Here is a 22,434-nt window from a genome sequence, read left to right as displayed (position 1 = left end):
TATGCAGTTCGATGAAGGATGGCGATGACAACAGGGACGAAGCGAAGGCGGATCGATTCACGGATGGTTCGAGGACAGCGCGGCGGCACGCGGATATGCGAGGCGTCGGCAAAAAAGCATGGGGAATGGAGCGCGTTGGCATCCCTGAAAGTGGGACGCGATGCGTATTGTTACATAGACGGTCACATAAGCGTCAGACGGACGCCGGACCTGCGTGCTCTACTCGCCGCTCCCCAACACCGCTTACTCGTACGCGGCTTCCCCGACCAGGCCCGCCGCGGCCGCCACGCCCGCGCCGCGCACCGCGCAGGTCAGCGGCTCGTCGGCGACGTGCACATCGAGGCCGATTTCATCGGTGAGGCGCCGCCCGAGATTGCCGAGCAGCGCGCCGCCACCCGTCAGCACGATGCCGTTATGCGCGATGTCCGTCACGAGTTCGGCGGGCGCCATTTCAAGCCCGCGCTTGACCGCATCGATCACCTCGCGCAGCGGCCCTTCGATCGCCTCGGCGATGTCGCGGTTGCTCAGTTGCACCGTGCGCGGCAGCCCGTCGTCGACGCTGCGGCCGGTCGCGTTCATGTGCTCGAGCGGCACGTCGTGCACGGCCGAGCCGATGTTCTTCTTCACGTGCTCGGCGGTCTGCTCGCCGAGCAGCACGCCGTACAGATTGCGCACATAGCTGACGATCGCCGCGTCGAAATTGTCGCCGCCGACCCGCACCGAGCCGCTATACGCGGTGCCGCCGAGCGCGATTACGCCGACTTCGGTGGTGCCGCCGCCGATGTCGACCACCATCGAACCGGTCGCCTCGCCCACCGGCAGGCCCGCGCCGAGTGCGGACGCAAGCGATTCGCCAATCAGGCTGACCTTCCACGCGCCGGCCGCCTCGGCGGCTTCGCGGATCGCGCGGCGCTCGACCTGGGTCGCGCCTTCGGGCACGCAAACGATAAACGCGGCGCGCCGGCTAAACAGCGAACGCGGGCGCGCCATATCGACGAATTGCCGGATCATGTGTTCGGCCGCGGAGAAATCGGCGATCACGCCGTGACGCATCGGCCGCACCGCTTCCAAGTTGAGCGGCGCGCGGCCGAGCAACTGGCGCGCCTCGGTGCCGACCGCGGCAATGCGTTTGGGCCCGCTCGCGGGTTCTTTCTCGAAGCACACGACCGACGGCTGGTTCAGCACGATGCCGTCGTGGTCGGTATAGATAAGGGTGTTGGCCGTGCCGAGATCCACTACCACGGAATGACGGAACAGGCGATCAAAAAGCGGGTAATGCGGCGTCGGTCTGGCCATAAGCAGGCTCTGATATGTCGTTATCCGCCGTCTCGGGCGGTCTGAAAATGCGCCCCCGTACCCCGAACCGCGCGTCACGCCCGGCTGGGCGTTGCGCTGTGCGCGCGGCGGGGGTGATTTTCAAGCTCATGCCCGTATAACGGCAAGCAGATCAGAATCTTTAGGCCCTCTTTCGATTGCGGCTGTGTCAATCGCGCGACACCGCGCCCAGCGCGCGTTGCAGCGCGGCGCGGCCGAGCTCGACGCCGTCGGCGGTGATCGTGTGGCCGACGCCGGGCAGCACGTACGCGTCGAGCGGGAAGCCGGCCTGGCTGAGCGCGTCGGCCGCATTTTCGAGCTCGCGCACCGGGATCACTTCGTCGTCCTCGCCGTGAATCAGCGTGAGCGGCGTCGTGCGGCTGGGCGAGACGATCGGCGATGCGAGCCGCCCCGAATACGCGACGACGCCGGCCGCGCCCTCCGCGCTCGTTGCGACGTGATGCAGCGCCATCATCGAACCTTGCGAAAAGCCGACTAGCGCAAGCCGGTCGAACGACAGCCGCCAATGCGCGAGTTCGGCCTCGAGCACACTGCGCAGCGCCCGATAGGCGGCGCTCACGCGTGCTTCGCGGTTCGCCTCGCTGATGTCGCTCAGGCTGAACCACTGGCGGCCGCCAAAGCCGCCGTCGAACGGATCGGTGCCGTCGAGCGACACGAACGCCGTGTCGGGCAGGCTCTCGCTCCAGATGTCCGCGAGCGGCATCAGATCGCGCGCATTGCTGCCGACGCCGTGCAACAGCACGACGAGGCCCGTCGCGGGCGCGTTCAGCGGCGCGCGCCGCCAGCCGTGTTCGAATTGCTGCCAGCTCATAGCGGGTTTCCTTTTCCGTAGGTTCGTGGTTGGCGGTTTTCGCGGTGGTTCCAGCCGCCGCAGGCAACGCATCACGTGGGCGGCACCATGCGGCCCCAGCCGCGAGCATACGCCGCGCGCCCGGCTCGCGCTGCCATCCGTGCGGTGCTCGTGCCGTCGGGAGCCGCATCCGCCGGGCCCCTCGCCGACGCCCGGATCCGAATGCAGGTATGCTCTTGCGAGCACCCGACGGACCCGCCGCCGCGGCTCTTCCGCCCGCGGCGCACCGTGCGTCCAGCACATCCAGCGCGTCCGTGCGCCTGATTCGCCGCACCGCATCCGGAGAAACCGCTTGAGCCAGCCCAACGACGCGCCCGCTTCCGCGCCGCCTACCCGGCCACCCTCGCAACCGCCTTCGCCGCCACCCGCGCCGGCGCCGCTCGAAGGCGGCAAGCTGATCCTCGCCACCATCGCGGTCGCGCTCGCCACGTTCATGAACGTGCTGGACACGTCGATCGCGAACGTTGCGATTCCGACGATTTCGGGCAACCTCGGCGTATCGGTCGACGAAGGCACGTGGGTCATCACCGTGTTCGCGGCGGCCAACGCGGTGTCGATTCCGCTGACCGGCTGGCTCACGCAGCGCATCGGCCAGGTCAAGCTGTTCGTCGGCGCGATCCTCGGCTTCGTGCTCGCGTCATGGCTGTGCGGCATCGCGCCGACACTGCCGATCCTGCTGCTCGCGCGGGTTTTCCAGGGCGCGGTGGCCGGCCCGCTGATTCCGCTGTCGCAGGCGATTCTGCTGGGCTCGTATCCGAAGGAGAAGGCGTCGACCGCGCTCGCGCTGTGGGCGATGACCGCGACCGTCGGTCCGATCGCGGGCCCGGCGCTCGGCGGCTGGATCACGGATAGTTATAGCTGGTCGTGGATCTTCTACATCAACATTCCGGTCGGCCTGTTCGCGGCCGGCGTCACGTGGATGATCTACCGCACCCGCGAGTCGCCCACCCGCAGGCCGCCGATCGACGTGATCGGTCTCGGGCTGCTGATCACGTGGGTCGCGTCGCTGCAGATCATGCTCGACAAGGGCAAGGACCTCGACTGGTTTTCGTCGCCGGTGATCTCGATTCTCGGCCTCGTCGCGCTGATCAGCTTCGCGTTCTTCCTCGTGTGGGAGCTGACCGAAGAGCATCCGATCGTCGATCTGCGCCTGTTCCAGCAGCGCAATTTTCTGGGCGGCACGATTGCGATTTCGGTCGCGTACGGCGTGTTCTTCGGCAACCTCGTGCTGCTGCCGCAATGGATGCAGGAGTACCTGAACTACCGCTCGGTCGACGCCGGTCTCGTCACCGCGCCGCTCGGCGTCTTCGCGGTGATCCTCGCGCCGGTGATGGGCCGCGTGCTGCCGCGCTCGGACGCGCGCGTGATCACGACGCTCGCGTTCGTCGGCTTCGCGATCGTGTTCTATATGCGCTCGAAATACGTGATCGAGATCGACACGTGGCACCTCGTGCTGCCGACGCTGCTGCAAGGCATTCCGATGGCACTGTTCTTCGTGCCGCTCACCTCGATCATCCTGTCGGGCCAGCCGCCGGCCCGGATTCCGGCGGCGGCCGGTCTGTCCAATTTCGTGCGGGTGTTCTGCGGCGCGGTGGGCACCTCGATCGCGGGCACCGCGTGGAACGACCGCACGGTGCTGCATCACGTACGGCTCACGGAGCAGGCCTCCGTCAATAACCCGGCGTTCGCGCAGCAGATCGACACGACGCAGTCGCTACTGCAGTTGAACACGCAGTCGGCGCGCGCGCTGTTCGATTTCACCGTGAACACGCAAGCGGCGATGATGGGCTTGAACGACATCTTCTTTATCTCGGCGATCATCTTCGTGCTGATCATCCCGCTGATCTGGATCACGCGGCCCGTCAAGGGCGGTGGCGGGTCGGATGCGGCGGGCGCGCATTGAGGGGGACGGCGAAACGTGGTGTCCGGCTTGTTTGCGGCGCTGAAACACGGTCGGGACAGCGTGCCGATGGCCTGCAAAGACGGCATGGACCGTGTGCGCGGGACGTCACAGTAGTGCGAAGCAGTGACGCGGTAGTGGTGGCAACGTCGCGTCAGCGGAAATACCGCGCGGGCGTGTCGCCGAATGCATCGCGGAACACCGCGATAAACGACGACACGTCGCTATAGCCGACCTCGAGCGCCACCTGCGTGACGCTTTCCCCGGCGCCGAGATGTTCGAGCGCGGCGAGCAGGCGCAACTGCTGCCGCCATTGGCCGAAAGTCTGCCCTGTTTCCTTCGCGAACAGACGCGCCGCCGTGCGGGCGGTCACGCCGGCTGCCGTCGCGAGTTCCTCGAGTATCAGCGATTGCGCGGGATTGTCAGTGAGCGCGTCGGCGATGCGCCGCGCGCGCGGATCGCGCGGCCAGGTCAGGCCCAACGGCGTCGCGGGCAAGGTGGCGAGGCGATCCAGCAGCACTTGCAGAAGACGGCGGGCGGGTTCGTCGGGAGGACGGTCATGCGGCAGATCGGCTGCGGCGGCGAGGAGCGCCTGCACCAGTGTGTCGGGGATCAGCGCGCCGGTTTGCGCGGGCAGCGGCGTGGCGCCGGCATCCGTTGCGACGTACAGCGAATACAGTTGAACGGGACGCGTCGCGTGCAGACAGTGCAGCGTATTCGCGACGATCCATAGCGCGCGGGCGGGCGGCACGACCCAGCGGCCGGTTTCGGTGCGCACCGTCAGCACGCCGTCGCTCACGTGAATCAGCCGCGCGCGCCGATACGCGCGCCACGGTTCGTCCAGCGTCTCATGGCGCTCGCCGACCACGAAGACCGCTTGCTCGATGCCGTCCGGATCGAAGGCTTCCATCATGGTGTCTGCTCTTTCGCCGCGTGGCGTCCGCGAAGGGAGCAAGATTAGCACGCGCACGGGAGCGGGCCAGCGACGCGGGAAAGGAAGCGGAAGCCGAGACGCGCCGGCGTTGCGTCGATTCGACCGGCCACGGACACGAACCAGCGCCGGCGCATTAGCGGGACGACTTCGCTACCTCCGCACCGTCCTGCCGCTGCCCAGATGAAAGTGTCGACCCGGCCCGGCCACGCTCGCCGAACAGCGCGGCGAGCCCGGCCGGCGAGCTGAACACCGCGTCGGCATCGTGGCCCGCGCCTGGAATCCGGTGCATCGGATGCGCGCGCCCCGCGATACCGCGCGCGTCGATATAGCGCGCATACGCGAGGCCGCGCGCGAGCCGGTGCTGCCCTTGCGCCATCGCGGCGCACGAACGGTCGAGCGCCGGATGTTCCGGATCGCAGTCCTGCTCCCCCAGCAGCAGCGTCACGTCACGGGACAGATACGCCCGCTCGAGCCCCCGTTCGCCCCGTGCCGCCGCGCTGTCGAGCGCGTAGGCCGGCAGCGCGCCGAGGCCGTACTTCCAGTCGTTGAAGCCCGCGCAGCGCGCCGCGTCGTACGGCGAAAAGCCGCCGTCGGCAGCGGGCCGCAGTATGTCGAAATAGACATATGACGAGGGATTGGCGATCACGTACCGCACGCCGATCCCGCGTCCGGTCAGCGGCGCCTCGCCCTGCGCGACGACCGCGTAGCGCTGCGCGACCTGCGCGCCGCCGGAATGGCCGGCCACCACCACCTCGCGCAGCGCCGGAAACCGCGCGATGTCGGCGAGCACTGCAAACAGCGCATCCAGCACCGCGAACGAACTGACAGGCGCCGGAGCAAGCGCCTCGTCGCCGCCCATCCAGCCCGTCCATTCCCAGTGCAGCGTCGAAGCCGGCGCCTGGTGCGCTTCGACGTCCGCGGCGGCGAGAAATTGCGGCACGACGAGCAGCGTGTCGTCCGAATCGAGGCGAGCCGACGCGCGCGCGCGGCGCGCCAATTCGAAGTACACGTCCGCGTTGCGCAGCCGTCCGTGAAGCAGGATCACGGCGCGCTCGACGCGCGGTTGCGGCGCATCCCAGTCGCCGCTCGCGAACAACGGCACGGTGCCGCCGCCGCGTGGCGTGGAGACAGTCAGGTGGTGCGGTGCGATCACGCCGACGGGCCGTTCGTTCGGCGCGCGTTCGTCGTGTGCGGAGTCGGGCACGGTCATGAAGCGGAAATCCTCGTGGTGTGTGTGCCGTCGATGCCCAGGCCGGGGTGTCCCCTGCGGGACAGGGCCACCAGCGCGAGCGATACGAATCCGGCAAAGATCAGGTAGAACGCGGGCGTGAGGCTGCTGCCGCTCAGCCTCGTGAGACCCGTGATCGTGAACGGCGCGAGGCCGCCGAACAACGTGACGGCCACGTTGTACGACAGCGCGACACCGGCCGAGCGGCTCTGCACCGGGAACAGCGTCGCGAGCATCCCCGGATGCGCGCCGGACATCGCGGCGAGAAAGACGGTCGATACGACCTGCGCGACGAACAGGCGCTCGGCCGACGGCGCGGACACGACATACACGAACAATGGATACGCGCAGAGCATCCACGCGAGCGTGACCGGATAGAACAGCCGGTACGCGCCATATCTGTCCGCGAGCCGCCCGGACAGCGGGAACAGGAACAGGTTCAGCACGCCGCAGAAGAACGCGCCGCGCAGCGCGACCGCGAGCGGCAGATGCAATTGACGCTCGACATACACCGCGAGATACGAATGCCACACGTAGTTCGTCGCGGCGCCGACGGCGATCACGCCCATCGCGCAGAACGCGGCGCGGCCGTTGGTGCGGAAGAACTCGCGCAACGAGACGCGCGGCGGCTTGCCCGCGCGCTCGCGCAGCTCCACGAATTCCGGCGAATCGGCAACCTTGTGGCGAATATAGAAGCCGATCGGCCCGGCGAGCGCGCCGCACAGGAACGGCAGCCGCCATCCCCACGCAACCAGCGACGCATGCGACAGATACGTGGTCAGCAGATAGCCGGTGCCCGACGACAGCAGCAGCGCGAACGACTGCGCGGTCATATTGAAGCTGCCATAGAACATCTTGCGGCCCGGCGGCGCATATTCGACGAGCATCGCCGACGCGGTCGCGAACTGACCGCCGACCGAGAGCCCTTGCAACACCCGCGCAAGGATGACGAGCGCGGGCGCGAGATAGCCGATCCGTGCGAAGCCGGGAGTCAGGCCCATCAGCAGCGTGCTGGCCGCCATCGACATGATCAGCAGCGACAGCGCGCGGCTGCGGCCCACGCGGTCCGCATAGATTCCGAGCAGGATGCCGCCGAGCGGACGCACGACGAAGCCGATCGCGAATGTCGCGAGCGTCAGCATCAGCGAGACGAATCCGCTGCCCGCCGGGAAAAACACCTGCGCGATGATCTTCGAGAAGTAACCGTAGATCAGAAAATCGAACCATTCGAGGCCGTTGCCGAGCACCGACGCAAAGATCGCACGGCGCACCATCGAAGGCGACAGTTGCGGCTTCCCGGCAGCGGCAACCGGCGGCTGGCGAGGCGCGTCGCCTGCCGCCGATTGCATGGAGGCGCGCCGCGCGGCGGACGATGAGGTCTCCCGGGTCATGCTCATGATGCGCACCCCGGCACGCCGTACATCGCATTCAACGCGCAGGCGGACGTCAGCATCCGCGCGCCGTCGTGTCCGACGCCCGGCACGATGTGCAACTGCTGATTCAGCCCCTGCGGATGACGCGCGCGCAAATAAGCGAAATAGGCCTGGGCGCGCGCGACGCGTTGCGGACCCTGCGCCTCGGCCGGGCAGCTCTGGTCGAGCGCCTTCTGTTGGGGATCGTCGTCGTTGCCGCCGACCAGATAGTCGACGCGGCGCGCGACATACGCGGCTTCGAGCTGCGCGGGCGTGCGCTCCGCCAGATACGCCGGCCGCTTCCGCATTCCGTATTTCCAGTCGTCGAAGCCCGGACAGGCGGCCGGGTCGAACGGCTTGCCGTCGTCGGTGGGCCGCTGCGCGTCGAAATACGCATACGACGACGGGCTCGACACCACGTAGCGCAGCGCAATCCCTTCGCGGGCCAGCGCCCCCGTCTCGCGCGCGGCGACCGCATAGCGCTGCACCACCTGAGCGCCGCCGGAATGGCCGGCGAACACGACTTCCCGCAGATCGGGGAAGCGCTTGCGGTCCGCGAGCCGTTCGACGATCGCGTCGAGCGCCGCGTACGAACTCAGCGGCACCGGCGCGACGGCGGCGTCGCCGGCCATCCAGCCGTTCGCATCCCAGCGCAGCAGATCGCCGGGCTCCGAACGGCCGCCGAAATCGAGTGTGGCGAGAAACTGCGGCGCAATCAGCAACGTGCCGTTCGCATCGGCGTCTGACACGCCCTGCTCGTGCGCGGCATCGCGGCCCTTCTCCGCGCTCCGGAAATAGCGGTCCGCATTGCGCAGCTTGCCGTGAATCACGATCACCGCGCGGACGATGCCCGGCAGCGGCTGATTCCAGTCGCGCGAAATATACAGCGGCAATTCGGCGGCGCCCGCCGGGGTGTCGATCCGCATCCGCGTATCGGAGATATGCGAGACCGCTCGAAGATGCGGGTTGTATGCGTGGGTTCCGGCGACGTCCGCGGCGCCGGCATGCGTGCTGGCGCCCAGCGCCAGAACGGCAACGGCGGCCGCGCGGACGACACGCGCCCATGCGTGGGCCACCTCGCGACGATCATCAGTACTGCGCCGCGCGCGACGGGGAATCGGATCAAAACTCATTCGTACGGCTCCTCGGGGATACACGGCCGCGCGCTATCCGCATGACGCGGCGCGGCCCTGACATCAACGGGTGAAACGACTAGAACTGGTGGAACATGCCGATCGTGACGCCGGTCTGGTTCGGCCCGAACGCGGTCTCGTCGGTCGTCCCTACCGGCGTAAAGACGCCATTCGCGCCACGCGTGGCCTGAGCGTACCCGACGGTCGCATACAACGCCGTGCGCTTCGACAGCGAGTACTGCGTGCTCAGCACGCCCATCCACGTATTGGAATTGCCGGGCGTCTTGTCCTGAACGTAGTAATAGGCGGCGGTCACCTTCACGCGGCGCATCACCGGATAGCGCACGCCGGCGAACCACAGCGCCTGAGATTCCGAGGAACCCTTCGTCGGGTTGTACAGATAGTGCTCATAGCCCATCTTCAGCGTGCTCGCGCCGATATCCTGCCGGAACGTCAGGCTCAGGTTGCGCGACTTCGTCCATGTGTTGCTGGAATTGATCGCGCCGTTACGGTAGTCGTATGCAAGGGCGGCGCCGAACGAGCCGCCGTCGTAGTCGAGGCCGCCGCCGTATGCGGCGCTGCTCTGGAACGAAGCCGCGTCCCCGCCGAAGCTGTAGCCCGCGATCGCGGTCAGGCCGGCGAAGTGGCCGACGTACTTGACCATGTTGCTGTCGCGCGCGCGAAACGAAAAGCTGTTCTCCGATCCGGTGGTCGGGAACCACGTGTATTGCGGCGAGAACGACATCGGATCGTAGCGCAGCAGAATGTCGTACATCGGCGTGTATTGCAGCCCGAACGACAGCGAGCCGTAGGTCTGATTCGTCAGGCCGACGGCCGCGGTGCGATTGAACAGGGTGCCGGCGGTCGCCTGTGTGCCGTCGTTCGCGTTGAAACCGGCCTCGAGCACGAACCACGCCGAATTGCCGCCGCCGAGCGATTCCGTGCCGCGCACACCGAAGCGCGAATTATGGATACCGCCGGAATTCATCCGCACCAGCGAGCCGCCGTTCTTGCCGGCGTGCGTCAGATACTCCACGTTCGCATCGATCACGCCGTACAGCGTGACCGAACTGCCGCCCGCGGCGGCGGGGGCGGTTGCCAGTTGCATCGCTTCGTCGACGTCGTCCTGTTGCGCGAAAGCGGGCGCCGATACACAACCGGCAAGCAGCGCGATGGCTGCGGCATGGTGCTTGTTCAAAGCAGTCTCCTTGATGTTGTTTTCGTCGCGTTGCGGTTTCCCGCGACGCGCGGGCTGATGAAACCTGAGCCCATCGTAAGGAACGACGATGCAGATGTAAAATATCTATTTAATGGTATCTCCATATTTTATAAATATGAATTACAGGACCTCGCGCCGCCGTGCGCGAATCTCTGTCCCGATCGCTTTTCGCCGCCGGAGCCGTCCATGGAACTACGTCACCTTCGTTATTTCCTCGCGGTTGCCGAGGAAGGACAATTCACCCGCGCCGCCGAGCGCCTCGCGATGCAGCAGCCGCCGCTGTCGCAACAGATACGCCTGCTCGAAGAGGAGATCGGCTTTGAACTCTTCGCGCGCCTGCCGCGTGGCGTCGAACTGACGCCGGCCGGCAAGGCGTTCGCGCAGAGCGCGGAGCAGGTGCTGGGCATGCTGCAGCAAGGCATCGCTCACGCCCGCCGCATCTCGCGCGGCGAGCTTGGCTCGCTCGCGATTGGCCTCACGAGTTCCGCCGGCTTTCATCCAATCACGACCGACGCGATACGCGCGTTCAACGCGGAGCATCCCGGCATCGAAATCACGCTTTCGGAACTGAATGCCGCCGAGCTGATCGAGCGGCTATTGACGGGCCAGCTCCACGTCGCGTTTCTCCGCAAGCCGGTCGAAACGCCTTCCGGCGTCGCGTTCGAGCAGTTGCTCGATGAGCCGATGATGGCGGTGCTACCGATTGGGCATCCGCTGCTCGCCGCGACCAACGAATCCCGTCCGGCGATATCGTTGAAGGCGCTCGCCCATGAGGAATTCATCCTCGTGCGGCGTCCGGGCGCGCCGGGCATGTATGCGGACTTTCTGGCCGCGTGCCGCCGCCAGGGGTTCGAGCCGCACGTCGCGCGGGAGGTACCGCGAATGCTCACGGGCATTCACATGGTCGCGGCCGGGTTGGGGGTGACGCTGGTGCCGGCCTCGATGCAGCGCTACGACCACAAAAGCGCGGTGTTTTGCCCATTGGCGAGCGATGCCGGCCTGTCCGCGCCGCTGCATCTTGCGTATCCGGCCGTGATGCGGGATCCGGCCGCCGCGCGCTTCGTCGAGTTCGTGAGACAACGCGGATGGCCGGGCGAATACGTGAGCGAGTAAAGAAGCAACCGACGGCGGCGTCCCGATTCGCAAAAAAATTTGACAGACTATCTTTAGATATATATCTTACGATGCATCTTACGACATTAACGGGAGTCTCCCAGATGCGTCATCCCCATCGTTTTTCCGGCTCGCGCGGCACGCGCGACGGTTTCCACACGGGCTTCGGCCGTCCTTCCCTGCATGCGCTCTGGCATGCGTTCGTACACCAGCACGGGCATCGCGGCGAGCGCGGCGCGGACTTCGAGCGCGCCGCCGGCGCGCAAGCCGATCAGCGCACGGAAGCCGCGCGCGATCCGCGTTTCCAGCACGGCTGGCATCGCGACTGGCACCCGTTCCACGGCAACGGGCAAGACCGTCGCCGCCATCGGGAGTTTTATGCGGACGCGCTATGGCACGCGATCGGCCGTCATCACGACCACCGCTTCGGCGGCCGTGGCGGGCGCTTCGGCGGCGGCCCCGGCGGTTTCGGCGGCGATGGCGAAGGCTTCCCGCGCGGCCGTAAATTCACCTCCGACGATCTGCAATTGCTGCTGCTGTCGATGATCGACGCGCAGCCGAGCCACGGCTACGAACTGATCAAGGCGCTGGAGACGCGCTCGAACGGTTTCTACAGTCCGAGCCCCGGCATGGTCTATCCGGCGCTCACGTACCTGGAAGAACTCGGCTACGTGACGGTGCAGCTCGAAGGCAACCGCAAGCGCTACGCGCTGTCGGACGCGGGCCGCGCCTATCTGGCCACGAATCGCGAGCGCGTCGAGCTGATGCTCGCCAAACTCACGCATATCGCCCGCAAGATGGATTCGGTGCGCCGCGCATTTGCCGGCGAGGAACCGGCCGACGTCAGCGAAGGCGGCTGGGTGCCCGAGCTGAACGAAGCGCGCCGCACGCTGAAGAACGCGCTGCTGCGCCGTGACAACGCGCCGGCCGACGAGCAGCGCCGCATTGCCGCGATCCTGATGCGCGCCGCGCGGGAAATCGAAGGTACGGGGAAGGAAGACACGGACAACGGCGCCGAACCCACCGCCTGACCACCCGACCACCTGACAGCGCGCCGACCGGCGCGCGTTCGAACCGAACAGGAGCCCTACCCTTATGCCGAACCACGACAACCGCCCCGATCTCGCCGTATATCGCGTACGGCATCCGTTGAAATTCCGGCTGCTGCAAGTCAAGCAGGTGCGCGCGCTGACCCCGCATCTGATTCGCGTCACCTTCACGGGCGACGATCTGCACGACTTCGTGTCCGCATCGTTCGACGACCACATCAAGGTCTTCTTCCCCGAGCCCGGCGCCGACAAGCCGACGCTGCCGCAAGCCGGTCCCGACGGCCCGATATTTCCGGACGGCAAGCGCCCGACCGCGCGCGATTTCACGCCGCGCCGTTTCGACCGCGACGCGCGCGAACTCGACATCGAATTCGCGATGCACGAAGCCGGTCCCGCGGCGGCGTGGGCCGCGCAGGCGCAAGTCGGCCAGTATCTCGGCGTCGGCGGCCCGCGTGGCTCGCTGGTGATTCCGACCGGCTTCGACTGGCATCTGCTGGTCGGCGACGACACCGCGCTGCCCGCGATCGCGCGCCGTCTCGAAGAGCTGCCGCCGGGCGCGCGCGTCGCCGCGGTGATCGAGGTAGCCGATCCGTCGGCGCGTATCGAATTCACGACGCAGGCCGAGCTGCACCTCGTCTGGTGCTATCGCAACGATGCCAAGGCGCCGACGGACGTGCGCGGCGAAGCGCTGCTGCGGGCGGTGCGCGAAACCTGGCTGCCGGAGAACGGCGAAGGCTACGTGTGGGCCGCCGGCGAAGCGGCGACGATCCGCGCGGTGCGCCAGCATCTGTGCGGCGAGCGTGGCGTCGACAAGTCGCGGATCCGCGCGGCGAGCTACTGGAAACAGGGCGCCGTCGCGGTCCACGAAACGCTCGACGACTGAGCGCGCTTCCCGTGCCGCCCTGAATGCATGACGGGCAGGCGCGCCGGCGCACGCGCATAACAGCAACAGGAAATCAACCGATGTACTCACTCACCCCGCGGCACGAGCGCCGTCTGCTGTGGCTGCTCGCGCTCACGCAGTTCACGATCATCATGGACTTCATGGTGATGATGCCGCTCGGCCCGCAGATCATGAGCGCGTTCCGGATCGCACCGGCCGCGTTCGCGACCGCGGTGTCCGCGTATTCGTGGTGTTCGGGCCTGTCGGGCCTGTTCGCGGCGACCTATATCGACCGCTTCGACCGGCGCCGTCTGCTGCTCACGATCTACGCGCTGTTCGCGCTGTCGAACCTCGCGTGCGCGCTCGCGTCGAGCTTCGCGCTGCTGCTCGTCGCGCGCGCGTTCGCGGGCATCACCGGCGGCGTGCTCGGCTCGGTGATCATGGCGATCGTCGGCGACGTGATTCCGGTGCAGCGGCGCGGCGCCGCGACCGGCACGATCATGACCGCGTTCTCGCTCGCCGCGATCGCCGGCGTGCCGGCCGGCGTGATGCTCGGCGCGCATTTCGGCTGGGCCGCGCCGTTTTTCCTGCTGGTCGCGCTGTCGCTCCTCGTGTGGGGCGCGGGCGCGCGGCTCGTGCCGTCGCTCGCCGCGCATCTGAGCCGCCGTCAGCCGCCGCTCGCCGAGGTGCTGCCCGATCTGTGGCGGCTCCTCGTCAATCCGCGGCATCTGAGCGCGTTCGTGCTCACGTCGATGATGATGATCGCGCACATGCTGGTGATTCCGTTTATTTCGCCGATGCTGGTCGCCAATCACGGTGTCGCGCCGCGGCAGTTGTCGTGGCTCTACATGGCGGGCGGCGCGGCGACGTTCTTCACGTCCCGCCTCGTCGGCAAGCTGGCCGACCGCTTCGGCACGCAGCGCGTGTTCCGCTGCGCGGCGCTGCTGTCGTTCGTGCCGGTGCTGTTCGTCACGCATCTGCCGGATCTGCCGTTCTATGCGCTCGTGCTGTTCTTCCCGTGCTTCATGGTGCTGATGAACGGCCGCATGGTGCCGATGCAGACGCTGCTGACCACCGTTCCCGAACCTGCGCGGCGCGGCGCGTTCCTGAGCGCGAACAGCGCGTTGCAGGCGCTCGGCACGGGCACCGGCGCATGGCTCGGCGGTCTGATGCTCGGCACGTCGGCAAACGGGCGCATCACCGGTTATGGGACCGTCGGATGGGTCGCGGTGGCGGTCGCGTTCGCGGCCGTGCTGTGGGTGTCGCGTGTGAAGAGTGCGCCGCGAGAGACAGGGGGCGCGCCGGGCAGCGCGTCCAACGGCATCGGCGGCGGTATCGAGGCGAACATCGTCGGCGAAAGTTAAACCCCCCGCGGGCCCCGCACGGGGCCTGCCTTCCTTACCCTGGTTCATCCACCTCCCCCGTCAACGCCCGCCGCGCGGCTTCACCCTCGGCGTGCTGGCCCGCGTAAAACACCCGCGCCCTGCCGATCACGATCTTCAGCGTCGCGATCACCGGCACCGCGAGAAAAATTCCCGCCACGCCGCCGAGCTGATCGCCCGCGAGCAAACCGACGATCACGAGAAACGGACTGACCTCGACGCCTTCGCTCATCAGATACGGATTGAGCACGTAGTCCTGGAACAACCGGTACAGCCCGATAAAAACCAGCAGCCATACCCAGTGCGGAAAACCGCTGAACACCGCGACCACGAGCGTGATGGCAATCGCGGCGAGCGGTCCGGCGAACGGCACGAATTCCAGCAGGCCCGCGCTGACCGCGAGCAGAAACGCATACGGCATGCCGAGCAGCGAAAACGCGATGCCGTAGCAGAACAGCGTCGCAAGCGACAGAAACAGCAGCGCGCGCACGTACTTCGACAGCAGCACGTTCACGTCGTCGACGATATCGCTCCACAGCGTGCGATGCCGCTTCGACAGCAGCGCGAGAAACGCGTCGCGCATCTGCTCGCCGTCCTTGATCAGCAGAAAGCTCAGGATCGGAATCAGCACCAGATAGATCAGGTTGCTCGCCGCATGCACGACGCCGAGCCCGAGACTGCGCGCCATCGGCACGGCCTTGTCGGAGCCGGTTTCGATCTGGCTGCGCACGAAATCGACGATCCGTTCGCGCAGCGGCTCGAGAAAATGCGGCAACGGCAGACGGTTCGGCACATCGGTGCGCATCAGCGCCGGCAGTTGCGTGAGCAGGTGCGTCGCCTGATCCTGCAACTGCACGCCGAACAGCGAGCCGACCACCGCGATCAGCGCGACCACGACGACGAACACGAGCGCGATCGACGCCACGCGCGGCAGGCGGCGCGGCCTCACGCGCTCGACGAGCTCCACCATCGGATAGATCAGATAGCTGAAGAACACCGCGAACACGATGACGAGCACCGTGGTCGACGCGATATAGATGATGAAGAACAGCAGCGCGATCAGGAACGCGGTCCAGACTTTTCTGGCCGTGCCGACGTCGAATCCCAGCATGAAGCTTCCTCGAATGGACGATGCGCTGTGGTGGCCGGAACACGCCACCGGCATCGGGCTGTGCGCGCGGACTTGCGCCTTCGCCGCCGCGGCGCCAGGGTCGCGAGCACCGGCGGCGTGCGTGGCCTCACGCCGCTGTTGCGTCGACGCACGGATTGTGTGCCGCGGTGATGCGCCTGAAATTACATGGCCGACGTGACGCGCCCGCGGCAGCAGGAAAACTCTACTGCTTCAGACGCTCGCGCACCGCATCGGCCGCTTCGCCGATTTTCGCCTGCATCCGGCCGGCGAGTTTTTCGGCCGCCCCTTCGGCCTGTTTTGCACGGTTGTGGGTCACTTTGCCGATCGCTTCCTTGACCGAGCCCTTCAGTTCCTTCGCGGTACCTTCTACCCGATTCTTGTCCATGACGCTTTCCTGGTGAGTTTGGCTGTGGAGTTGCCCGCCGGCGTTGCAACGAGACAGCAAACGGACGACGCGACGCGCCGCGTCATCGCGCGGACCGCTTCGCATGATGCGATCCGCGCCTGTGCAACCTCACCTGTGTAGCACGTACCGTTCCCGGACATGCGCCGCGTCATTTATTTACGCGCGGCCTGCCGAACGTCACTCCTGCCGCGCGCCCAGCGCGGCCAGCGGATGCGCTTCACTCGCCCACGGCGACGTCAGAAAATGCCGAACCCGCTCCGGCCGCACCTCGGCCAGCGTCGCGGGCGACCAGCGCGGCCGACGATCCTTGTCGATCAGTTGCGCGCGCACGCCTTCGCGGAAGTCGCCCTCCTCGATCGCCCGCTTCACGATGCCGAGCTCCATGCGGAAACATTCGGCAAGCGTCATCTGCCGACCGCGCAACAGCGCCTCGCGTGTCACGTGCAGCATCGTCGGCGAAAGACCGGTCAGCGCGTCACAGGTGGCCTGCAACCACTGCCGCGCCTCGCGTGGCGGCTCGCGCTCGAGATCCTGGCGCAGCGTCGCGACGATCCGCTCGACGCCCGAGCGCCGGTCGAAGTGCCGCAAAATCAGCGGCGTCAGCGCATCCAGCGGCGCGTGCGGCACGATGTTGCACGGCGGCTCGAACACCGCGCGCAATGCGTCGATCCGGCTGCCGTCATGCGGCATGCGCTGCAGGCGTTCCTCGAAGCTCGCGAGCCAGTCGGCCGGTACGCACAGGTCGGCGAGTTGCAGGCGCACCGCGTCGGCGCCGGACAGCGTCGCGCCGGTCATGCCGGCATACAGCGCGAATTCCGCCGGCATCACGCTCAGGAAACGGCTCGCGCCGACGTCGGGCACGAAGCCGATACGCGTCTCCGGCATCGCAATGCGGCTGCGCTCCGTGACGATACGCAGCCGCGCCGCCTGGCCGAGCCCCATGCCGCCGCCCATCGCGATGCCGTCGAGCAGCGCGACCACCGGCTTCGGAAACGTATGCAGCGCATAGTCGAGCCGGTATTCGTCGACGAAGAACGCGAGCCAGCGCGGGTCGCCCTGCGTCGCGAGCCGATGCACCTCGCGCACGTCGCCGCCCGCGCAAAAGCCCTTGTCGCCCGCGCCCTTCAGCACCAGCGCGACGATGCCGCTGTCGGCGCGGCAATGCTCGACCCGTACCGCGAGTTCGCGCACCATCGCATGCGACAGCGCATTGAGCGCGGCCGGCCGGTTCAGCGTGATGATCGCGACGCGGTTGACGACGCGAAACAGGATCTCCGGTTCGGCTTCCGTATTTGCATGACGGCTCGCGTCGAACGCGGCGTTCGGCACAGCACTCATCGATGCCTCTCCTGCTGGACATCCGTCTGCCAGCGCGGCGCGCGTTTTTCGAGGAACGCGTTGACGCCCTCGCGCTGATCGGCGCCGTCGAACAGATCGACGAAACGTTCGCGTTCGAGCGCGAGCGCCGCCGCGCGCGGCACGCCCTGGCGCGCCTGATGGATCAATTCCTTGCTGAAGCTCACCGCCTCCGGGCTCAGGCCGACGACGCGCGTGGCCATCGCCAGCGCGGCCTCGCGGGCCGCGCCGCGCTCCACGACTTCCTCGACCAGCCCGATGCGCAGCGCGCTCGCCGCATCGACGCGCTCGCCGGTCAGAATCATCCGCTTGGCCCAGCCTTCGCCGACGAGCCACGGCAGCGTCTGCGTGCCGCAGCCGCACGGCAGCAGACCGACCGCGGTCTCGGGCAAGGCCAGCACCGCATGCTGCTCGGCGATGCGGATGTCGCACGCGAGCGCGCATTCGAGGCCACCGCCCATCGCATAGCCATTGAGCGCCGCGATCACGACGGGCCGTGCATTCTGCAAGGTTTCGAACGCCGCGCCGAAACGCGCCGCCGCGGTGCGCGCGACTTCGCGATTGCCGTCGGCGAACGTGTTCAGATCGGCGCCCGCGCTGAAGAACTTCGGGCCGTCGCCGGTCACGACGAGCGCGCGCACGCGCGCGTCGGCGTTGAGCCGCTCGACGGTGCGTTGCAGTTGCAGCAGGCCGTCGGGCGTGAAGGCGTTGGCGGGTGGCCGCTTGAGCGTGATCAGCGCGACGGCGCCGTCCTGCACGTAGTCGAGCTCGATCATTGCGTGCCTCCTTCGCCGCCGCCGCGACCCTGCTGGCGATAAAGTTTGATGACCGCCGAAAAGTCCAGACGCCCCGCGCCGTTCGTGCTCATCGTCTGATAAAGCTGCTGCGCGAGCGCGCCGAGATAGACCGGCTGACGTACACCGCGCGCGGCATCGGTGGCGAGGCCGAGGTCCTTCAGCATCAGGTCCGTGCCGAAGCCGCCGGTGTAACCGCGCGACGACGGGGCCGTTTCGATCACACCCGGCATCGGGTTATACGTGTCCGAACTCCAGCAGCGCCCGGTCGACGTATTGATGATGCTGCCGAGCACCTTGGTGTCGATGCCGAGCGCTTCCCCGAGCGACATCGCCTCGGCGACGCCCGCCATCGAAATGCCGAGCACGAGGTTGTTGCAGATCTTCGCGACCTGGCCCGTGCCGGTATCGCCGCAATGCACGATGTTTTTCCCCATCGCCGACAGCACCGGCTTCACCTGCTCATAAGCACTCGCGCTGCCGCCGACCATGAAGGTCAGCGTGCCCGCCGCCGCGCCGCCGGTGCCGCCGGATACCGGCGCATCGACGAACGTATTGCCGTGGCGCGCCGCGAGTTCGGCAAACGCCTTCACGCTCGCGGGATCGATCGTGCTGGAATCGACGATCGGCACGCCCTTCGCGATGCCGGCGAGAATGCCGTCGTCCGCGGTGAGCACGCTGCGCACGTGAGCCGCGGCGGGCAGCATCGTGATCACGTATTCGACGTCGCTCGCGGCCGCCTTCGGTGAACCGGCGGCATGCGCGCCCGCGTCGACGAGCGTGCGCAGCGCCTGCGCGCTGAGGTCGAACACGCTGAGCGCGTGGCCCGCTTTCAGCAGGTTCAGCGCCATCGGCGCGCCCATGTTGCCGAGTCCGATAAAGCCTACTTTCATGGTGTCGTCTCCGTATTGGCTACGTTCTACGCTTTGCGGCGCCGGCTCAACGCAGCCGGATCGTCGTGTTGACGCCGTCGTTCACGGTGTCGTCGTCGAACCAGCGCGCGGTGACCGTCTTGGTCTGCGTATAGAACTGCACGACCTGCTTGCCGTACGGGCCGAGATCGCCGAGCTTCGAGCCGCGCGAACCGGTGAAGCTGAAAAACGGCACCGGCACGGGAATCGGAATGTTGATGCCGACCTGGCCGATATCGATCTCGCTCTGGAACTTGCGCGCCGCCGCGCCGCTTTGCGTGAAAAGACCCACGCCGTTGCCGAACGGATTGCGGTTGACGAGCGCGATCGCGTCGTCGAGCGTGTCGACGTTCAGCACGACAAGCACCGGCCCGAAGATTTCGGTGCGGTAGATTTCCATCCCGGTCGTCACGTCGGCGAACACCGTCGGGCCGATGAAGTTGCCCTGCTCGTAACCCGGCACGCTCACGCCTCGGCCGTCGAGCGCGAGCGTCGCGCCCTCCTTCACGCCCGCGTCGATCAAGCCGAGAATGCGTTGCTTCGCCGCGCGCGATACGACCGGACCGACATCCGTGCCCGGCTCGTTGCCCGCATTGACCTTCAGCGTCTTCGCTTTCGCGACCAGATCGGGCAGCCACTCCCGCGCGGCGCCGACCAGCACCGCCACCGAGGTCGCCATGCAGCGCTGCCCGGCCGCGCCGAACGCCGCGCCGGCGAGCGCGTTGAGCGTCTGCTCGCGGTTCGCGTCGGGCAGCACGACCGCGTGATTCTTCGCGCCCATCATCGCTTGCACGCGCTTGCCGTGCTCGCTGCCGAGGCGGTACACGTGCGTGCCGACCGCCGTCGAACCGACGAACGAGATCGCCTTCACGAGTTCATGCGTGCAGAGCGCGTCGACGACTTCCTTGCCGCCGTGCACGACATTGAGCACGCCTTTCGGCACCCCGGCTTCGAGCGCGAGTTCGACCAGTTGCATCGTCGACAGCGGATCCTGCTCCGAGGGCTTCAGCACGAACGTGTTGCCGCACACGAGCGCCATCGGAAACATCCACAGCGGGATCATCGCGGGGAAGTTGAACGGCGTGATGCCGGCGCACACGCCGAGCGGCTGACGCAGCGTGTAGGTGTCCACGCCGCCGGCGACGTTCTCGACGAATTCGCCCTGCTGCAAGGTGCCGATCGAACATGCGTGCTCGACCACTTCGAGCCCACGGAAGATATCGCCCTCGGCATCGGGAATCGTCTTGCCCTGCTCGGCGGAGAGCGTCTTCGCGATGCGCGGCATATGCTCGCGAATCAGTGCCTGATACTTCAGCATGATGCGCATGCGCGCGCCGACCGGCGTGTCCTTCCACGTGCTGAACGCGGCGTGCGCGCTGCGCACCGCCTCGTCGACCTCGTCGACGGTCGCGAACGGCACGCGCGCGAGCACGGCCTGGGTGGCCGGGTTCACGATATCGCGCCACTCGGTCGTCTTCGATTCGACGAACTCTCCGTTGATCAGCAGCCGGACGCTCGCGACGTCGCGGCGGGTCTCGTTCGAAACCATTGCGCTCATGATGAAACTCCTGTGCGGTGGCCGCGCGGCGGCCGGACAGCGATGAAAATTAAAAGCGCCGGGACCTTCGTTCAAAGCCGGGCCAGGAAGCAACGGATAAAGGCAATTAGCGCAGTTCCGGAAAATCCTCTTCCCAGTACTCGTCGGGCAGACGCGCGGGCTCGGCCGCGCGCTCCATTTCGCGGCGCCGCAATTCGACGCGGCGGATCTTGCCGGAGATCGTCTTCGGCAGTTCGCTGAATTGCAGGCGCCGAATCCGCTTATACGGCGCGAGTTTTTCGCGCGAAAACGCGAACACCGCGCGCGCCAGTTCCGGGCCGGCCTCGTAGCCCTGGCGCACCGTGACGAATGCCTTCGGCACCGACAGCCGCACCGGATCGGCGCTCGGCACGACGGCCGCTTCGCCGATCGCCTCGTGTTCGATCAGCACGCTTTCGAGTTCGAACGGACTCAGCCGGTAGTCGGACGATTTGAAGACGTCGTCCGCGCGGCCGACGTATACGTAATAACCGTCGTCGCGGCGCAGCGCGACATCGGACGTGCGGTAAAAGCCGTTGCGCATCGCCTGCGCGGTCGCCGTCGCGTTGTTCGCGTAGCCGGTCATCAGGCCGAGCGGCCGCTCGGCCAGCGGCAGCGCGATTTCGCCTTCGCTGACCGGCTGATCGTCGGCGTCGAGCAGTTCGATCCTGTAGCCCGGCAGCGGACGCCCCATCGAGCCGGCCACGACCGGCTGGCCCGGCGGATTGCCGATCTGGCAGGTGGTCTCGGTCTGGCCGAAGCCATCGCGAATCGTGATGCCCCACGCATGCCTGACCCGCTCGATGATCTCGGGATTCAGCGGCTCGCCCGCGCCGACGATCTCGCGCAGCTTCACCGGATAGTCGCTCAGATGCTCCTGCACGAGCATGCGCCAGACGGTCGGCGGCGCGCACAGCGTGGTCACGTTGAAGCGCACGAGCGCGGCGAGCGTGTCTTTCGGCACGAAGCGCCCGTTGAACACGAACACGCAGGCCTGCGCGTTCCACGGCGCGTAGAAGCAGCTCCACGCGTGCTTGGCCCAGCCCGGCGAGCTGATGTTCCAGTGGATGTCGCCCGGTTGCAGGCCGATCCAGTACATCGTGGACAGATGCCCGACCGGATAGCTCTGATGCGTATGCTCGACGAGCTTCGGCTTCGACGTCGTGCCGGACGTGAAGTACAGCAGCAGCGGATCGGTTGCGCGGGTAACACCGTCGGGCATGAATTGCGGCGACGCCGCGTAGGCCCCGGCCAGATCGATCCAGCCGTCGCGCGGCGCGCCGGCCGAGAAGCGCGTGAGCGGCACGTCGAGCGCATCGAACTTGGCCAGCTCCGCGCTATCGACCACCGCGAACTTCGCGCCGCCGATCTGCACGCGGTCGCGCACGTCGTCGGCGGACAGTTGCGTGGTGGCGGGCAGCACGATCGCGCCGAGCTTCATCGCCGCGAGCATCACGTCCCACAGCTCGACGCGGTTCGGCAGCATCAGCAGCACTCGGTCGCCGCGGCCGACGCCCGCGCCGCGCAGGAAGTTCGCCATCCGCGACGAGCGCTCGGACATCTGCGCGTAGGACAGACGCAGGCCGTCGCTTGCCGGGTCGTCGACGATCCACAGCGCGGGGTTGTGGTTGTCGCGCGCGATCGCATCGAAGTAGTCGAGCGCCCAGTTGAACTCGCCGAGCACCGGCCATGCGAACTCGCGATACGCGCGTTCGTAGTCGGTGCGATGGCGCACCAGCAGATCGCGCGCTTCGAGAAAGGCTTTCGCTGCAGTCATCGTCGTCTCCTGTCGACCGGAGTTGGCGCTTTAGCGCTTACTCC

19 protein-coding genes are annotated in these 22,434 nt (G+C 67.2%); 5 read left to right on the top strand and 14 right to left on the bottom strand.

The window, feature by feature from the left end; translation table 11 throughout:
• Nucleotides 1–243 precede the first annotated feature (243 nt).
• Together QM685_RS22140 and QM685_RS22135 are read right to left on the bottom strand one after the other, a co-directional pair.
• Nucleotides 244–1,296, bottom strand: coding sequence for a rod shape-determining protein (locus tag QM685_RS22140; RefSeq protein ID WP_415119329.1), 1,053 nt, complete (start codon nucleotides 1,294–1,296; stop codon nucleotides 244–246).
• Between the two features lie 187 nt (nucleotides 1,297–1,483).
• The gene (locus QM685_RS22135; protein WP_415119327.1) at nucleotides 1,484–2,146 is read right to left on the bottom strand and encodes an alpha/beta hydrolase; all 663 of its coding nucleotides are present in this window, start codon (nucleotides 2,144–2,146) and stop codon (nucleotides 1,484–1,486) included.
• A 331-nt stretch (nucleotides 2,147–2,477) separates the two neighbouring features.
• Here QM685_RS22135 and QM685_RS22130 point away from each other — a divergent pair, with 331 nt between their 5' ends.
• Nucleotides 2,478–4,088 carry a DHA2 family efflux MFS transporter permease subunit gene (locus QM685_RS22130; RefSeq protein WP_415119325.1) on the top strand — a complete coding sequence of 537 codons (1,611 nt, stop codon included), beginning with the start codon at nucleotides 2,478–2,480 and terminating at the stop codon, nucleotides 4,086–4,088.
• Nucleotides 4,089–4,239: 151 nt separating this feature from the next.
• Here the strand turns inward: QM685_RS22130 and QM685_RS22125 are convergent, their stop codons facing one another.
• The 5 genes from QM685_RS22125 to QM685_RS22105 all read right to left on the bottom strand — a co-directional run bounded on the left by QM685_RS22125 (nucleotide 4,240) and on the right by QM685_RS22105 (nucleotide 9,990).
• On the bottom strand, nucleotides 4,240–4,998 hold the full coding sequence (locus QM685_RS22125) for an AraC family transcriptional regulator (protein WP_415119323.1): 759 nt from the start codon (nucleotides 4,996–4,998) through the stop codon (nucleotides 4,240–4,242).
• A gap of 154 nt (nucleotides 4,999–5,152) precedes the next feature.
• Nucleotides 5,153–6,229 (bottom strand): alpha/beta hydrolase, encoded by a 1,077-nt coding sequence (locus QM685_RS22120; protein ID WP_415119321.1) that lies wholly within the window; start codon nucleotides 6,227–6,229, stop codon nucleotides 5,153–5,155.
• Nucleotides 6,226–7,596: an MFS transporter gene (locus QM685_RS22115; RefSeq protein WP_415119426.1), complete on the bottom strand. Its 1,371-nt coding sequence runs from the start codon at nucleotides 7,594–7,596 to the stop codon at nucleotides 6,226–6,228. Before QM685_RS22115 ends, QM685_RS22120 begins: the two co-directional genes overlap by 4 nt.
• Before the next feature lie 44 nt (nucleotides 7,597–7,640).
• Nucleotides 7,641–8,792, bottom strand: a complete 1,152-nt coding sequence (locus QM685_RS22110) for an alpha/beta hydrolase (RefSeq protein WP_415119319.1) — start codon at nucleotides 8,790–8,792, stop codon at nucleotides 7,641–7,643.
• A gap of 79 nt (nucleotides 8,793–8,871) precedes the next feature.
• Nucleotides 8,872–9,990, bottom strand: coding sequence for a porin (locus QM685_RS22105; protein WP_415119317.1), 1,119 nt, complete (start codon nucleotides 9,988–9,990; stop codon nucleotides 8,872–8,874).
• 207 nt (nucleotides 9,991–10,197) lie between these two features.
• Here QM685_RS22105 and QM685_RS22100 point away from each other — a divergent pair, with 207 nt between their 5' ends.
• The 4 genes from QM685_RS22100 to QM685_RS22085 all read left to right on the top strand — a co-directional run bounded on the left by QM685_RS22100 (nucleotide 10,198) and on the right by QM685_RS22085 (nucleotide 14,420).
• Nucleotides 10,198–11,124, top strand: a complete 927-nt coding sequence (locus QM685_RS22100; protein WP_415119315.1) for a LysR family transcriptional regulator — start codon at nucleotides 10,198–10,200, stop codon at nucleotides 11,122–11,124.
• Nucleotides 11,125–11,228: 104 nt separating this feature from the next.
• Entirely contained in the window at nucleotides 11,229–12,155 is a 927-nt protein-coding gene (locus tag QM685_RS22095; RefSeq protein ID WP_415119313.1) for a PadR family transcriptional regulator, read from the top strand.
• Between the two features lie 64 nt (nucleotides 12,156–12,219).
• Entirely contained in the window at nucleotides 12,220–13,056 is an 837-nt protein-coding gene (locus QM685_RS22090) for a siderophore-interacting protein (protein WP_415119312.1), read from the top strand.
• Between the two features lie 80 nt (nucleotides 13,057–13,136).
• On the top strand, nucleotides 13,137–14,420 hold the full coding sequence (locus QM685_RS22085) for an MFS transporter (RefSeq protein ID WP_415119310.1): 1,284 nt from the start codon (nucleotides 13,137–13,139) through the stop codon (nucleotides 14,418–14,420).
• A gap of 34 nt (nucleotides 14,421–14,454) precedes the next feature.
• Here QM685_RS22085 and QM685_RS22080 read toward each other — a convergent pair whose 3' ends face one another.
• From QM685_RS22080 to QM685_RS22050, 7 genes are all read right to left on the bottom strand, one after another.
• A complete protein-coding gene (locus QM685_RS22080) occupies nucleotides 14,455–15,549 on the bottom strand; it encodes an AI-2E family transporter (RefSeq protein WP_415119308.1) in 1,095 nt (364 codons plus the stop codon).
• Nucleotides 15,550–15,772: 223 nt separating this feature from the next.
• The gene (locus QM685_RS22075; protein ID WP_415119424.1) at nucleotides 15,773–15,955 is read right to left on the bottom strand and encodes a CsbD family protein; all 183 of its coding nucleotides are present in this window, start codon (nucleotides 15,953–15,955) and stop codon (nucleotides 15,773–15,775) included.
• A gap of 198 nt (nucleotides 15,956–16,153) precedes the next feature.
• Complete coding sequence (locus tag QM685_RS22070) at nucleotides 16,154–17,314, bottom strand: enoyl-CoA hydratase/isomerase family protein (RefSeq protein WP_415119306.1); 1,161 nt, start codon at nucleotides 17,312–17,314, stop codon at nucleotides 16,154–16,156.
• The gene (locus QM685_RS22065; protein ID WP_415119304.1) at nucleotides 17,311–18,108 is read right to left on the bottom strand and encodes an enoyl-CoA hydratase; all 798 of its coding nucleotides are present in this window, start codon (nucleotides 18,106–18,108) and stop codon (nucleotides 17,311–17,313) included. The genes QM685_RS22070 and QM685_RS22065 overlap by 4 nt, the downstream gene beginning before the upstream one ends.
• Complete coding sequence (gene mmsB, locus QM685_RS22060; RefSeq protein ID WP_415119302.1) at nucleotides 18,105–19,019, bottom strand: 3-hydroxyisobutyrate dehydrogenase; 915 nt, start codon at nucleotides 19,017–19,019, stop codon at nucleotides 18,105–18,107. Before mmsB ends, QM685_RS22065 begins: the two co-directional genes overlap by 4 nt.
• 46 nt (nucleotides 19,020–19,065) lie before the next feature.
• A complete protein-coding gene (locus QM685_RS22055; protein ID WP_415119300.1) occupies nucleotides 19,066–20,595 on the bottom strand; it encodes a CoA-acylating methylmalonate-semialdehyde dehydrogenase in 1,530 nt (509 codons plus the stop codon).
• 106 nt (nucleotides 20,596–20,701) lie between these two features.
• The gene (locus QM685_RS22050; protein ID WP_415119298.1) at nucleotides 20,702–22,390 is read right to left on the bottom strand and encodes an AMP-binding protein; all 1,689 of its coding nucleotides are present in this window, start codon (nucleotides 22,388–22,390) and stop codon (nucleotides 20,702–20,704) included.
• Nucleotides 22,391–22,434 lie beyond the last annotated feature (44 nt).

It is taken from the genome of Paraburkholderia sp., from assembly GCF_047605525.1.
Taxonomy (GTDB): Bacteria; Pseudomonadota; Gammaproteobacteria; order Burkholderiales; family Burkholderiaceae; genus Paraburkholderia.
The sequence above is the reverse complement of the archived record's forward strand: the minus strand, read 5'-3'. Positions and strand labels throughout refer to the sequence as shown.